The sequence below is a fragment of the Enterobacter sp. JS8-1 genome (genome assembly GCF_049187015.1).
Lineage (GTDB): Bacteria > Pseudomonadota > Gammaproteobacteria > Enterobacterales > Enterobacteriaceae > Enterobacter > Enterobacter mori.
Window position 1 is genome coordinate 4,126,929 of record NZ_CP185805.1, and the last position, 13,577, is coordinate 4,140,505.

Genomic DNA, 13,577 nt, shown 5'->3' on the forward strand with positions numbered 1-13,577 from the left:
TTAATAATACTCAAAAACAACGTAAAGGCAAATCAATTACTCACTGTCGACAGAAAATTTTTCGTCGGTGGCGTTCAACTCGAGGTTAAGCCTGGTGGTAAATCCGCTTTCGCTGAGGGTATGAACCACCTCGCTGATGATCCACGCCTGCTCGTCAATGACGCGTTTAAAACCGTTTACAAGCACCGGCGTTTCGGGAAACAGATCGGCTCGCCCCAGCGCCAGCTGGATGGAAAATTTCACGGTCCCCCGCTGGAGCGCACGCCACTTTGCCTCTGCAGCTCTGAGCGCCTGCTCTTCAGAGGCGTAGACCGTAGTGAGCTCAAACACGTTCTCCGCCGATCCCACCAGCATCTCCTGCGGCTTCTGCGCCTTGTCTACTGCTCCCGCTGTCGGCGCGGCGGCATCCGGGTGCATTAATGCCTCTGGCACCTGCCCCTCAGGCAATCGATTAATACTCAATTGAGGATTTTGTTTTTTAGGATCGCGCGTTTGCAGCCATTTGGCCGTCACGCCAGAATAGTTTTCACGATCGGCGACGGAAAAAAGATGCCGGTCGCCATCCCCACGTTCAATCACCATTAAGGGAATCGTTTTGCCGCTGGCCGTCACGGCCTGGCCCGCCTTCATAAAAATAACCTTGCCGGCTTTGATTGAAACAAATGCGCCGTTGCGTTCGGCCAGGCGGGTGAGAAACGCCGCGTCTGTCTCCTGAGACTGATCGATATGCGAAATGGTGATAGACGAAAGTCCCGCCGCGACGCTGGCGGTCAACTGGTTACGCTGTGCGATAGTATTAACGATCGCGCCGATCGTCGTGTCATGCCACGACTGCTCGCGCCGCACGTTTAGCTTCCCGCGGAAATCCGCGCTGCATCCCCGAATGGTCAGCTTGTCCGGTGCGCCCTGAAATTCAATCGTATCGATCGTGAAGTTCCCTTTTTGTAGGAGTGGGGCGCCCTCCCATCCCAGCCATAACGAGAGCGTAGCCCCCCGGGCAGGCAACACTAACCGTCCATCGGAATCATCGAGTTGAATATCCAGCTGATCGGCTTCCAGCCCGCGTTTGTCGGTCATGGATAAGCTGATAAGACGAGGACTGACGTTTTGCGTGATATCACGATCGTCAAGCTTGAGCATAAAATCAGGGGCGATTTTCCCACCCGCCCGGATATTCATTTCGGTGATCATCCCACCAGCCCTCCAATGCTATTGCGTGCGCTCGTCACCAGCTCTTCAGCCTGCGTTCTCAGGTCGCCAAACATCGCCATTAGCGATTCGTCCACGCGTTTCAGCTCCAGCGTAAAATTAATTTTTCGCGCAGTGCCATCACTGTAAAAATCCGAATGCGTATGCGTGACTTTCTCAATGATAAACATGCCGTGAATGATGCCGGTGCCGTCTATCAGCGGCCATGCCCGCCCTTCATTTGCCATCAGCTCAAGCGACTTAAGAGAAAGCCGCCCTCCCGTGAGCTCCGGGTAAAGTAATCCGGACAGGCTGAAGGAGGTCTCACCTTCGCCAAGATACTGCCAGGCTTTAGGCTTCCCGATGCGATCGTTGGATGCCCAACGATAGCCCTTTGTAAACTGCATTGTCTGATACGGTAAGGTTCGTCGTTCAAAGACAAACAGACCCAGCACCATTAACATTTTCTCTCTCCTCAACCGTACATAAAGCTGGCTTGCTGCTGTCTCGCTTTCTCACGTTCACTGTTCTCTATTGCCTCCTGGATTTGACGAGTCAGATCCGTTCCGGAGGCCACGCTTCCCTGCAGCGTAATGTTGTATTCGCTTTTGCTCTGATCGACGTATGAACGCCCTCCCGCGGCAGCCGTTGGCTGGTATCCCATGAAGCCGCCGTAAACCGGTGACGTCGGGTCCCAGGCACTGCCGGCATCAGCAGAAGATGTGTCTGCTTTCGGCACGACCGGGTCGATATTGCCCGACTCTTTTTTTATGACGCCGAGTTTCTCCAGCAGCCAGCTGGCCCTGCCGCTCAGGCTGTTAAAGAGATCAAGCGGAGCCATTAGCGCATTTCCCAGCGCCTGACCGAACGCCACGCCAACATTTTTGCAGCTGTCGAGCGTTTCCTGCGTCGCCTTGATCGGCGCAATCAGATCGGTGAACCATTGCCAGATCCCGCTCAGTTTTTCTGCGATGAAATCAAACGCCTTTAACAGCGGGGAGAACAGCTCGCCCAGCGGCGCGAAGGCCGCAGAAAGCCCCTCAATCACGCCGCCAAAGAAGGCGCTGATAGGCTCCCAGTATTTAAAGATCAGCAAGGCACCGGCGGCAATCGCCGCGCCAAGGGCAATAACCGGCCAGCTAAGGGCTCCCAGCACCGTCATGATGGTGCCCCCCACCACGCTGAATCCCGTACCCAACATTCCTGCGGCGGTGATGATCATATTCAGGCCAGACAAAACCGGCGCGACGACCATGCCTAACCCGCCCAGTACGCCTGTAAACGCCTGCGCGCCGATAACGACGCCGACCAGACCTTGCGTCAGCTCAGGGTTAGCGTTCGCCCAGAGAGAGAGCGTACCGAGCCACCCGGTCGCGGTGGCGATCAGGGTGCGCAGGGCACCGTCCGCGTTATCAAATACATCTATCTTTAACCCGCTCCACGCGGCCTGGAACCGGTTGATATCGCCGTCAAGATTATCGGTCTGTACGGAAGCCGCGAGCGCGGTACTGCCCTTCGCCGCCTGCAACTGCTGACGTTTTTCATTAAGCGATCCATCACCCGCCGCGGAAGCCAGCACCCCTGCGGCTTTTATGGCATCCGGAGTCTGAACATGGCGCAGCATCGCGCTGAGCGCGTCCCCGGCAGCGGCACCTTTCATCCCTTTTTCCGCCAGGACGCCGAGCAGCGCGGTGGTCTCTTCAAGCCCCAGACCGGAAGCCTCCGCAGCGGGCGCAGCGGAGGTGACGGCGTCCTGCATCTCTGCGAGGCTGGTTTTCGAAGAGGTAAAACCGCGCGTCAGAACGTCTGCGATGCGCCCCGCATCCTGATCGGCCAGACCATACGCGGCCTGCGTACTGGCGATCATATCGGCCGCTCTTGCCGCGTCGACATTCCCCGCCAGGCTAAGGTTGACCGCTGGCGCGGTGGCCGCAAGCAGCCCATCGGCGTCAAAACCGGATTGGGCCAGCTCGCGCTGTGCCAGCGCGATCGTATCGACAGGGACGCCGGTGCTGGCGCTGACCTCCCGCGCCTGCTGTCGGATGGCCTCAAGCCGGGCGTCGCCCTTCGCCAGACCAAGGTTCGCCTGAATGGATGACATCTGCTTCTCAAAACTGATGCCAGGGGCCATAAACCGGGACGTCTGGTCAAAACCTGCCTTTGCCATGCCCACGCCCGCATTTGCCAGCTGATGCACCCGCGAGGCCACGCGTTTGCCTGACTCGTAGCGAGTCTGAACGGTATTCAGCCGCTCCTGCTGCTGATTGACGCGGGCCAGCGCATCCCGCTGTCGGTTAAGCTGCTGCGTTTTTTCGCTGATGTGGGTGCGTAAACGACGCTCATCCGACGAGAGCGTGCGCGTGTTTATTCCCGCCTGGGCGAGTTCGGTGCGCTGGCGTTGTACCGCGTAGCGCAGGCTGTTGTACTCGAGCTTAAGGTCGGCTGCTGATTTTCGGGCAGCGGACAGCGCATCTGCCTGCGCCTGGGTGGGGTTTTGCGTGTTCTTAAATTGCACCGCCAGCGCCGCGGCCTGCTGTCTGGCCTGGTCAAGCGACTGTTCCGTCACGGCGAGCCGGGCGTTTGCTTTCCTGAAGCCGTCAATACGCCCCGCCTGCTCATCAAGCGCGCGCAGCGCCGCCTGCGAATCACGGATCTCGCCCTCGAGAGAGAGGCCGGCATGTTGGATAGCCTTGAGCGGTCGGGTGGCCCGGTCAACGGCACTCAGCAGCTCCTGAAGTCTGACATTATTGCTCATGGTAGTTTCCGCTTCGCTGCAGCGCCTTTTCGCGCCATATAAGGAGTTCGGTCACGCTCAGGGAGTACAGTTCTGACAGCGGCCAGTGAAAGATCACCGCGATATCCGCCATCAGGTCGTCGACCGACAGGTTTTCAGGAAATTTCAGCGAGCCGAAGTCGGTGACAAAAAACCGACCACCTTACCGGCAAAAGAGAGCAGGTCGGAGGCATCCAGACGCGCAATCTCATGCTCGGTTAATGCGGGTGAGGTCATCCGTGGCAGTACCTTAATCAGGGCATCCACATCGGATTGCGCCAGCGACGCCAGCGAGACGCCACGCAGGGTGCCGGCATTGGGTTTGAGGACGGTCACTTTTTCGATTTTTTGTTCACCGCGCTGAACGGGGCTATCAAGCATGACGGTGTGAGGATTTTCGCTTTCGTTGATATTTTCCATCTCGTTACTCTCAAAAAAAGGGGAGTAACCGGCCAGCAATTCTGGCCGGTTAAGAAGTTACAGGCCGATGGCCTTACGATGTTCCGCCAGACGATCGACGCCGTCGACTTTCAGCACCATGTTGATGATGTCAATCTCGATGACCTCTTTGCCATCAATGGTGAGCTGGTAATAAGCACACTCGGTCGACATCTTGGTGGTGCCGCTTTCACCCTGCTTGTTCTCACCACCGTCAAACTCTTTGTGACGGCCGCGCATCACAATCTCGACCGCTGAGATTTCACCGGTGTCGTCACGCTGGAAAGAGCCGGTAAAACGCAGCGGCACGCTGTCCGCGCCCGGAGAGGCATACTGCGCCCACAGCGCGACGTCAGGGAGACCGCCGATGGTCCACTCCAGCGCCAGGGCATCATCGTCCAGGCCGAGGTCGACGGAGACCGAGCCCGGCATACCGCCGCCGCGATACTTCTCCAGCTTGCGGGTCAGCTTCGGTAAGGTGACGGACTCAACCACGCCCATGTAGCTCAGGCCATCGTTGAACATATTCAGATATTTAAGTTTGCGTGGTAACGCCATGCTTCAGCTCCTTAGCTGTTAACCGAATCTGACAGATCGGCCAGATAGGTATCGGTGATGCGCTGGCGCAGGGTCAGATTCTCCAGCGGCGGAACAGGGGTGTAGTCGTAATCGATATACAGTTTCCCCGCTTTCAGGGTCGACACGTCATTGGATTCCGGGTCATACCAGCAGGAGCCGTCAACAATGTAGCCGTTGGTTTTCAGTTCGCGGAATTTGGCGTTAATGCCGGAAATGATGTCGCGAATCAGCGTTGGAGTAATGGGCTTATCCATTGCCCATGCGTGCGCTTCCGCCATGGTGTCGGCCAGTACCTGCGCGGTACGGGTGTAGTTTTCAAACAGGAATAACGGGTCGTCAGAGCAGGTGCGGTTGCCCCAGAATTTGAAACCGTCATTGCGAATCAGCGTCGTCACGCCAGCCTGGTTAAGCAGGTTGGCATCGGTGGCCTGTTCCTGCAGATCCCAGGAGACGGAAGCGCTCACGCCGGTGACGCCGTTGACGCCCACGTTTGACAGGGTTTTATGCCAGCCGGTGGTCTGGTCGATTTTGGCGCGCAGGCCAAGCGCGCGCGCGGTTGCCCAGGCCATTTTAGTGGCGTTCGTCGCGGTATCCCACGCCAGGAAGTCCGGGTGGATGACCATCAGCTCACGCTGGCTGAAGTTTTTGCGGTAGGCGATCGCCTCAGGAATGGTTTTACAGCCCCATGCGCTAACATAGCCAAACGCACGCAGGCTCTGGCACATCGCGGCCAGCGCGGCGGCCACTTCCAGCGAATCCAGCCCCGGAACGCCGAGAATACGCGGCTTAACACCGGTAACGGTTTTTGCGGTCAGAAGCGCCTTCAGGCCGGTGTATTTACCGTTTTCGTCGGTGGTACCGATGATGTTAGAGATAGTCTCTTTCTGTGCCGCTTCAGGATCTTCCGGATCGTCGATACCTTCGGCCACGCGGACAACCACAACGACCGGCTTGCACTGGTCGGCGATAGCCTGAAGGGAAGCGGACAGCGTCCCCTGTTTACCGGCTTTCGCAATGGCGGATTGCACATTGGTAATGAGCACCGGCTCGTTAAGCGGGAATGTCTGTTCGTCAGCATCGCTGGCCGTACAGACCATACCGATGATTGCCGTCGAGACGGTGGAAATGGTGCGCGTGCCATCGTTGATTTCGATGACTTCCACGCCGTGGTGATAGTCGCCCATCTGTTTAACTCCGTGGTTAAGGTGTAAAACTATTTTCTGCCACCCTCTCATTCCATGCACTTCATCATGTTCCACCTGTCATTCACACAACAAACAAAAAGCCCTCTTAACAGAGGGCTGGAGTTATTTCGTCTTTTCAAATTAAATTACTGCGGGGGATCCGGGAAACTAACGGGCATTACGGTGATATCACAGGCCTCCAGAGCATCAATATAATCAAGCCAGGCGTTTAACAGGTTTAACTGTCCCTCCGTCAGCGTTCTGCCTGCCATTAACCTGGTCTGAGGTACAACTATTTTTTCTCTTGCCTCGCTAAGTAAGCGTTCGAGCTCGTCTTTTGCTAGTTGAAGCAGTTCTTCATGTGAATAAACAAACGGGGTAATTTTTTCACCATCAAATACCCAGCGCATTTCCGGCTCGAAAAAATTCTCCGGCACACTATTTTTTTCAATTTCCGAAACGGACAGATTTTCAGGTGCCAGCATGGAGGCATCCCATGAAGCGGCAACAATATTGCCTTTTCCATCAAACATAAATTTTAAAGAGGAGGCCGAAAATTTGGTCTGTGATGCATACCAGTCATTTCCATCCTCATCAGTGAATACCATGACTGTAAAGCCATCCATTTTTTTTGTTGAGGCAGTGAAATTTTTCATTAACATCGAATTAGTTATCCTTATGCGTAGGCCGCAGTAACCCATGAGCCGCCATTGATCTGATATTGCAACGGACGAAGACGAATCCAGTAATTAGAACTTCCCCGGTCAGCAAAAGATGTCATCACCCCACCGGTCAGGCGCTCAGCGTTCCCACGCTCTTGATATTCAGCGGATGCGCCAAAACGAATGCCTGTTATATAGCTGCCTTTGCCTTGATAGCGAGCTTCGCTTTCAGCCTTGGTATATGAATCTCCCACCTTTAACAATGTAACAACAGCGTTACTGGCTTCATGCCTCATGTACGGCCTTGACGCATCACCGTTCGCAAAGCCAGCATAAGAGGCACTGTCGCGTAGCAGGAAGCGCGTATCTGCAAGCGTTTTGGTATAAAAACGCCCATCAAAATTAGCAAAACTGCCCGGTATAATTTGTCCTGGCGCAGAAAAATTACCGCTGGTATCCCATTTATAGTTAACATCCTGACCGCCGCTGCCTTTCATGTGCAGATGCCATGAAAGAGCGGTATCGGCAACAAGAGACCCCATGGAAAAAGCCCATGAATTGATTCCGGAAATACTTGCCTGCTGTTTTAGCGCTGGATGGTATTCACTCGATCCAGTTGTTGAATAGGTGCTATAAAATGGTGCCTTTGTTTTGTACTGCTCGGCCCATGCAAATGAATTGCTATAACCCGCTGTAATTTCCTTCGAGGCGTAGATGGTATTGCCTACAGTAAAAGGTGTTTCGGATTGCAACGCCCCGGTTTCAAGACTCACACGTAAAGGACGCAGCGCATTGTAATTTCCGTAGGCATCGCCCTTATTGGTCAGCATCAGATAAAGATTATAACCATCATTACGCCAGAAGCAGCCGTAGTCCCCATATGCAATCCGATAGCTATTGGCTGAAAGAGATTGCACTTCCCCGTTTGAACGTAAATAACCGCTGAATTGCCCCGCACCGTTTGTCTGAAACAACAGCGAGCCGTCTTTATTTCGCTGTGAGTATAAATGGTAGCCGGTGTCGTCCCCCAGTTCGACTACAGATGGCCGGTCTACATTACCCCAGAGTCGCAAGGCTGCATTCTTGTCAGAGGTATTAGATGAATAAAAAGAGAGTTTTTTCGTATTCCCTGAATAAAATCCACCAAGTTGTGAGGTTAAATTACCTCTCACTCTCAGGCCGGTACTTGTGCTAATCGCCAGCTCCTCCTGCGAATCGGTACTGCCTGTCGCCAGACGGTATTCGCCCCCCTGAACGGTTTCGTGCCAGATAGTGTCCGTCGCTCCGCCGCGCATTTTACGCAGATAATTTTTATTGCCTGTCGTCGCGTTAGAGAGTGCCGTTAAGTTATAGGTTGACTGTGTTATAGCGTCCTGATTCAACGTTCCGGTCATACTGTCGCCGAATTTGCTGACTCGCTCACTGGCATTTTTATTGGCCGCAGCGGCGCTGTCGTTAGCGACTTTTACCGCCTTCGGCGTCGCCGCCAGCACCTCAGACACACTGTCAGTCGCGCTGCTAAGCTGGACAATCCCCTTTTGCGTCGTGGTGGCGTCCTGAGCCGCGTATTTCCCTTTCGCCAGGTCGTACGCCGCCTTCACCGCTTTCGGCGTTGCAGCGAGCACCTCGGAGGCGCTGTCAATGGCGCTGCTGAGCTGTGTAAAGCCCTTCGCTGTTAGGGTCGCGTCCGGATGGCGGCGCGACTGCTCGTGCTCCGCGAGCTTCCCGTCAACGTAATCCTGCGTCGCCATTACCGTTGAGGTGTCTATCGTCAGCTCGACGGATGCGATATCGCTGACCATAATGACCATGCGCAACGTCTGCGCGCGCCCCGAGCCCTCCACCAGCGTGGGTTTATAGCTTTCAGCCATGTTCCCGACGGCAATCAGCGTTCCGGCATCGTCATACAGCCCCATCTCGCGCATCCAGAAACCGCCGACCTCAGGCGGGATCAGCAGCTCTGCTACAACGTAGTTTTTGTTCTTCTTGTCCTGGCTGATTTTATTCAGCGCGTGGCGCCAGACTTCCTTCACCAGCTTTGTCTGGCTGGCATCAGGCACCGGCAACGCACCGCCACCGTCGCCGACCGCCATCGCCATAAAGTTCACTTTCTTCCCGTTCGGGACGGTTGCTGCAGCCAGTTTTTCCGCACCGGCTTTGGTGATAACCGTTTTATATTTCACTGTCATTGTGCTCTCGCTTATCCGGGGTAAACCGTGATGATGTCGCCGTCATAGCTCAGGGCGCCGGTATAGAGATAACCCGGGATGTCCTGGATGATATTCAGGCCGATAAGGTGACGGCTGGCAGGCTTTGCATCAGCAATAAGCCTCTCCATCTCGTAATACATTTCCTCGGTGATACCCGTGTCTAACACGCCGATATCAAGGCGGAAGGTGCCGGGCGGATCGTTGGTTTGCCACCACTCGGTGACGTTAATCAGATAACCCAGCGGCTCCACTACGCGACGCACGGCGCCTATCGTTCCCTTGTGGGCATGAATAAACCACGCCGCGCGGATCACGTCACGCTTGGTGGCCTCCGGCCAGTTCTCATCCCAGCGGTCGACCGAGAACGCCCAGGCCAACCACGGCAGCAAGTTTGCCGGGCAGGTATCTGCGCTCCAGAGATGGCGCAGCGGCACCGGCGTTTTTTCGATCTCCGCGCAGGCGCGCGCGGCCGCCACCTCAAGAGGCGACGAACCAACCGGCAGAAGACGGGTATCACTCATCGTTCCCCCCTACGGTTACGCTGTACTGGCTGCACCATGAGGCCTGCGTCTCATCGAGCACGATATCGGCTGCCGGCGCCGTCAGCTCCACGCGCTGCACCCCTTCCACATGAAGTGCGGCGTAAATAGCAGACTTGCGGATATCGCGCCCCAGCCGGTGCTGCGCCGTGATATAGGCCTGCAGCCGGGCTCTGGCCGCGTTGAGCACGGGTTCACTTTCAGGGCCAGGGAATAAGAACAGCGAGGCCACAATGCTGTAGTCGACAATGTTGGCTGACTGGACGGTCACGCGGTCGGCGACGGGCCTGACGTCCTCATCGTTCAGCGCATTGCGAACGGCGGTGAGCAGCGCTTCGGACGCCACGCCGTTATTCTCCCGGGAGAGCACGGAAACCGTAACGTTCGCAGGCTGGGGGCTAATCACGGAAATGTCTGCCACCCGCCCATCCGCGCTGCGGCCATGGAACTGATAAGCGCCCGTCGAACCGGCCACGCTTAGCCCTTCCGGCGCCTGCTGGATCCGCAGACGAAAGTCGGTATCGGATTCCATGACCGCAGGCGTGGGCGGGAACGTGGTGTCGTCGGCGGGCGTAATCACCAGACGCTCAAGGTTAGCGTTTGCCCCAATCTGGTCGAGATCGCTGCCCGCAGCGTAGGCCAGCATGACCGCACGCGCGGCCTCGTTAACGCGCTGGCGCCAGATAACTTCCCGATACGCGTTTTCCTGCAGCAGCTTCACAATCGGCTCTGACTCTAAGGTCAGCGTGCGTGCGATCGCCTCTTGCTCCGCCTCAGGATAGAGCGAGACAAAGGTGGCCTTACGTTCTGCCAACAGCGTCTCATAATCCACCTCCTCCACGACATCAGGCGCGGCGAGCTGGCTCAGATCAACAATAGCCATAGGGTTTAACTCAGTGAAATGGTGATAGAAAAGGAGCGATCGGACGTTGGTCGCGTGCCGGTGATATCGACATACAACGTCCCGTCATTCTCCGAGCGTTCGAACGCGATTGCCGTCAGGGTCATCCGCGGTTCCCACTTCTGGATCGCGGAGTAACAGGCGGCCATAATTTGCAGGCGCAGCGCCGGACTCTGGGGCTGGTCGATCATCGCCGCCAGCAAGGAGCCGTACTCCCGACGCATGACCCGCGAGCCAACGGGCGTCACCAGAATGTCGCGCACGCTTTGCCTGATGTGTTCAGCCTCTGAAATGCTGAGCCCGGTTTGACTGTTCATTCCCGTGTAGCGCACCGTCATTGTGTCCCCTTAGTCCAGCTTCCGCCGCTTTGCACACTGCCGTGGGCATGGTTGTCCACCTGAACCCCATTGGAGGTGAATTGACCGCCGGAGTGTTGGATATTTCCGGCCATCACCCCGCCCTTTTGCACCTCAAGCGAGGCGGTAATTAACTTGTTGGTACATACCACTTCGGGTGTATCAAGCGTGATGCGGGTCGCGGATTTCACGAGCACCACCGGTACGGTCGCGCTCAGTGATTCCGATGCGGTGATGGCTGCCGTTTTGATGCCGGTTGCCGTCAGCGACCCGCTCCCGGGCTCGTACTCAATAACCGCCCCGTCGGGAAAGCTAACGTGAAGCGCATCGGGTGACGTCGACGGTGCCGGATGCTCGTCAGAGAAAATGCCCGGCAACACAAAGGCGGTATCCAGCTCTCCGCCGATGGCCAGCAGCAGTACCTGTTCGCCCTCGGACGGTGCCCACCACACGCGCGAACGGCCAGCGCGGCAGGTCATCCAGTTCAGCCAGGTGGTGTTCATCCCACCGGACTGGACGCGACAGAGCCCTCTTTTGAGGTCAACATCGGTCACAACACCGACACGAATAAGATTGCGGATCGCGCGAGCGATACCGTGTATGGAGGTTAATGTATTCATAAGAAGAGAATGCCGTGCAGGGCGATCGGCAGCAACGAGACGGGGTTTGATGCGGGATGAAACAACAAGCAGTATTGCCGACTGGCCAGCCAACAGGGCTGCGGGCTGGCCATCAGCGCAGTCACACCTCCCAGCGGCTCACCAGCTCACCGTTGATGTACAGCTCCATCGGGCGCGTGACGGGTTCCGGCAGCGGCGGCTCCGGGGAATAGGTGGCGAGCAAGGTCCCCTCCTCCTGGGAAACCAGAATGCGCTCGGTCAGCTGCAGGCTAAAGCCGATCTCTGCCGTTTCATCGTCATTTAAGGCGACCTGAAAGAGAAAGCCATTTTTTTGCCCCTGTTCGAGGGTAAACATGTCCGGCTGGTTTTCCCGAAGCCAGGCCAGCACCGGAACAAAAATGCCCTCGCTGTCGCCGGAAAAACCGCTGACTTTCGCCTTCAGCTCATATTTCTTTTCAAACGAGAGCGAGGACGCCAGGCGTGCATCGATATTCCCGCTCCCGACGGACATCGCCAGGCGCTCCGGGTTTGCGCGCAGTTGTGGAACAGCGTCAATTAAGGCCTGACGCAGGCTTTTGAGTTTGTGCATCGCGTGTATCCTGACAGTCTTTAATGGTTTCAACCTGCAACGCGCAGGCAGTAAGGGCATGCTCAAGCCTGCGAATATCGGCACTCAGATCGCCGTTAGTGGCGGGCTCGCTTGCCGGCATCGGGCAGAGGCTCACCTTCGGGCAAGCGTGGTAAACAATGTGCGGCGGAGGCGCAGGCGGCGCGGACGTGCAGCCTGCGGACAGCATCAGGCAGCTGAGCGGTATACCAGCGGCGTAACTCTTCATTTTCATTTATCAACTTCCCAATGGCCACTTCGCGTCTGGCCAACGTTTCTCCGGCAGCGGCAAGCTCATCGCGGAGCCTGACCTGCGCGTTTTCATTTTCTCTGGCCAGCCGCTGCGAGACGTTAAGCTGTTGGTTCAGCGTGTTGATCGCGCTTTTTTGTTCGCGGACGATCTGGTTGGTTTTGGTCAGGGAGCGGGACAGGTTCTGATTGTCATGTCGATACCACAGGGTCATGGCCACCAGCGCGGCCAGCATCAGAAGAAGCGTTCTCATCGGCCCTCCTTCAGACACCAGGCCTTTTCACGGGCGCGACGGTTTTCAAGCCCAGCGTTTTTGTTCCCGTTGACGTACACCCAGCGGGTCAGCTCACCGCACGCCTGCGGCCACTCCTTGCGATTTATCAACGACACCAGCGTCGAACGGCAGGCGGCTCCGGTTCCCACGTTAAAGGCAAAACTGACCAGCGCATCATAGACACGGGGCGGCATCTCCACCGGTGCGCAGGCGGCAAGCCGTTTCTCAACCTTCATGACGTCGGCAATCAGGTTCGCCGCCGCGTCACGTTCGGTAATGTCTCTCGTCGGCACGACACCGGCCGTGTGGCCAATGCCTGACGTCCATACGCCCGCGCTACACCGGTAGGGCGACAGACGACACCCTTCGAGATCGGCGATCAGCGCCAGCCCTTCGGGCGAGGTTTTCAGTAGCCGAAAGTCCGGCATGAGCACCGCCAGCGCAAGCACGCTGGCGATGCTGCAACGCTTAATGATTGAGTTCACGAATGCTCTTCTTATCGAGGCCTAACGATTTGAGATAGCGCCAGGTTTTTCGCTTAAACCAGTAATTCGTCAGCGCGGTAAAAATGGCGCAGAGACTTCCCACGTAGAGCGCGACTTTCTCAGGAGACATCGCCCCAAACCAGGCCAACGCCACGGCCAGCCAGTAGGCAATAAACGTGGTGATTTTCTCCAGACTCAGTCCCATAGGTTCACGGTTTCTTTTCTGGGTGCGCTATCCACCTCAGGCATGTCTATTTCGCAGCCATGAGGCAGAACAACGCCGTACTCAGCGAGGCCAGGATTGGCTTTCAGAACGGTTTCGACGACGCCTGCCGTGCGCCCGTAATAACGGGCACAGATGGCATCAAGCGTATCGCCCTGCATTGCATAGATCTTCATCAGACGCTCCAACATCCGGATTACCAGGTACGGTAGAGTTTCCAGAGCCAGCGCCCTTTCCGCTAGCGCTGGCGGATGGACAATCGCGGACACAACAGGCCGTCCGCGAGCC

Annotated in this window: 19 protein-coding genes; all 19 read right to left on the reverse strand. The window is 56.6% G+C overall.

Features of this window, described 5'->3' with window-relative positions:
• Nucleotides 1-36: 36 nt before the first annotated feature.
• Entirely contained in the window at nucleotides 37-1,191 is a 1,155-nt protein-coding gene (locus tag ACOQH0_RS19650) for a phage late control D family protein (protein ID WP_421511047.1), read from the reverse strand.
• Nucleotides 1,188-1,652 carry a phage tail protein gene (locus ACOQH0_RS19655; RefSeq protein WP_218308297.1) on the reverse strand — a complete coding sequence of 155 codons (465 nt, stop codon included), beginning with the start codon at nucleotides 1,650-1,652 and terminating at the stop codon, nucleotides 1,188-1,190. The genes ACOQH0_RS19650 and ACOQH0_RS19655 overlap by 4 nt, the downstream gene beginning before the upstream one ends.
• 11 nt (nucleotides 1,653-1,663) lie before the next feature.
• The gene (locus ACOQH0_RS19660) at nucleotides 1,664-3,943 is read right to left on the reverse strand and encodes a phage tail tape measure protein (RefSeq protein WP_421511048.1); all 2,280 of its coding nucleotides are present in this window, start codon (nucleotides 3,941-3,943) and stop codon (nucleotides 1,664-1,666) included.
• Nucleotides 3,933-4,091: a GpE family phage tail protein gene (locus ACOQH0_RS19665; RefSeq protein WP_421512378.1), complete on the reverse strand. Its 159-nt coding sequence runs from the start codon at nucleotides 4,089-4,091 to the stop codon at nucleotides 3,933-3,935. The genes ACOQH0_RS19660 and ACOQH0_RS19665 overlap by 11 nt, the downstream gene beginning before the upstream one ends.
• Nucleotides 4,088-4,381 carry a phage tail assembly protein gene (locus tag ACOQH0_RS19670; RefSeq protein ID WP_421511049.1) on the reverse strand — a complete coding sequence of 98 codons (294 nt, stop codon included), beginning with the start codon at nucleotides 4,379-4,381 and terminating at the stop codon, nucleotides 4,088-4,090. Before ACOQH0_RS19670 ends, ACOQH0_RS19665 begins: the two co-directional genes overlap by 4 nt.
• A 57-nt stretch (nucleotides 4,382-4,438) precedes the next feature.
• Complete coding sequence (locus ACOQH0_RS19675) at nucleotides 4,439-4,957, reverse strand: phage major tail tube protein (protein WP_014833332.1); 519 nt, start codon at nucleotides 4,955-4,957, stop codon at nucleotides 4,439-4,441.
• An 11-nt stretch (nucleotides 4,958-4,968) separates the two neighbouring features.
• Entirely contained in the window at nucleotides 4,969-6,162 is a 1,194-nt protein-coding gene (locus ACOQH0_RS19680; RefSeq protein WP_421511050.1) for a phage tail sheath protein, read from the reverse strand.
• Nucleotides 6,163-6,308: 146 nt separating this feature from the next.
• Nucleotides 6,309-6,824 carry a tail fiber assembly protein gene (locus tag ACOQH0_RS19685; RefSeq protein ID WP_421511051.1) on the reverse strand — a complete coding sequence of 172 codons (516 nt, stop codon included), beginning with the start codon at nucleotides 6,822-6,824 and terminating at the stop codon, nucleotides 6,309-6,311.
• Nucleotides 6,825-6,838: 14 nt separating this feature from the next.
• Nucleotides 6,839-9,013: a phage tail protein gene (locus tag ACOQH0_RS19690; protein ID WP_421511052.1), complete on the reverse strand. Its 2,175-nt coding sequence runs from the start codon at nucleotides 9,011-9,013 to the stop codon at nucleotides 6,839-6,841.
• A gap of 11 nt (nucleotides 9,014-9,024) precedes the next feature.
• Nucleotides 9,025-9,555 (reverse strand): phage tail protein I, encoded by a 531-nt coding sequence (locus ACOQH0_RS19695; RefSeq protein WP_010435777.1) that lies wholly within the window; start codon nucleotides 9,553-9,555, stop codon nucleotides 9,025-9,027.
• Nucleotides 9,548-10,456 (reverse strand): baseplate assembly protein, encoded by a 909-nt coding sequence (locus tag ACOQH0_RS19700; protein WP_421511053.1) that lies wholly within the window; start codon nucleotides 10,454-10,456, stop codon nucleotides 9,548-9,550. The genes ACOQH0_RS19695 and ACOQH0_RS19700 overlap by 8 nt, the downstream gene beginning before the upstream one ends.
• A 5-nt stretch (nucleotides 10,457-10,461) precedes the next feature.
• Entirely contained in the window at nucleotides 10,462-10,812 is a 351-nt protein-coding gene (locus ACOQH0_RS19705; RefSeq protein ID WP_421511054.1) for a GPW/gp25 family protein, read from the reverse strand.
• Complete coding sequence (locus tag ACOQH0_RS19710) at nucleotides 10,809-11,450, reverse strand: phage baseplate assembly protein V (protein WP_421511055.1); 642 nt, start codon at nucleotides 11,448-11,450, stop codon at nucleotides 10,809-10,811. The genes ACOQH0_RS19705 and ACOQH0_RS19710 overlap by 4 nt, the downstream gene beginning before the upstream one ends.
• 121 nt (nucleotides 11,451-11,571) lie before the next feature.
• Entirely contained in the window at nucleotides 11,572-12,039 is a 468-nt protein-coding gene (locus ACOQH0_RS19715; protein WP_421511056.1) for a phage tail protein, read from the reverse strand.
• Nucleotides 12,002-12,247: an Rz1-like lysis system protein LysC gene (gene lysC, locus ACOQH0_RS19720; RefSeq protein ID WP_089601092.1), complete on the reverse strand. Its 246-nt coding sequence runs from the start codon at nucleotides 12,245-12,247 to the stop codon at nucleotides 12,002-12,004. The genes ACOQH0_RS19715 and lysC overlap by 38 nt, the downstream gene beginning before the upstream one ends.
• Nucleotides 12,135-12,560, reverse strand: a complete 426-nt coding sequence (gene lysB / locus ACOQH0_RS19725) for an Rz-like lysis system protein LysB (protein WP_325827711.1) — start codon at nucleotides 12,558-12,560, stop codon at nucleotides 12,135-12,137. Before lysB ends, lysC begins: the two co-directional genes overlap by 113 nt.
• Nucleotides 12,557-13,066, reverse strand: a complete 510-nt coding sequence (locus ACOQH0_RS19730) for a lysozyme (protein WP_029485203.1) — start codon at nucleotides 13,064-13,066, stop codon at nucleotides 12,557-12,559. Before ACOQH0_RS19730 ends, lysB begins: the two co-directional genes overlap by 4 nt.
• On the reverse strand, nucleotides 13,050-13,271 hold the full coding sequence (locus ACOQH0_RS19735; RefSeq protein ID WP_006178624.1) for an HP1 family phage holin: 222 nt from the start codon (nucleotides 13,269-13,271) through the stop codon (nucleotides 13,050-13,052). Before ACOQH0_RS19735 ends, ACOQH0_RS19730 begins: the two co-directional genes overlap by 17 nt.
• Nucleotides 13,262-13,465 (reverse strand): tail protein X, encoded by a 204-nt coding sequence (locus tag ACOQH0_RS19740; protein ID WP_010435799.1) that lies wholly within the window; start codon nucleotides 13,463-13,465, stop codon nucleotides 13,262-13,264. Before ACOQH0_RS19740 ends, ACOQH0_RS19735 begins: the two co-directional genes overlap by 10 nt.
• Nucleotides 13,466-13,577: the final 112 nt, after the last annotated feature.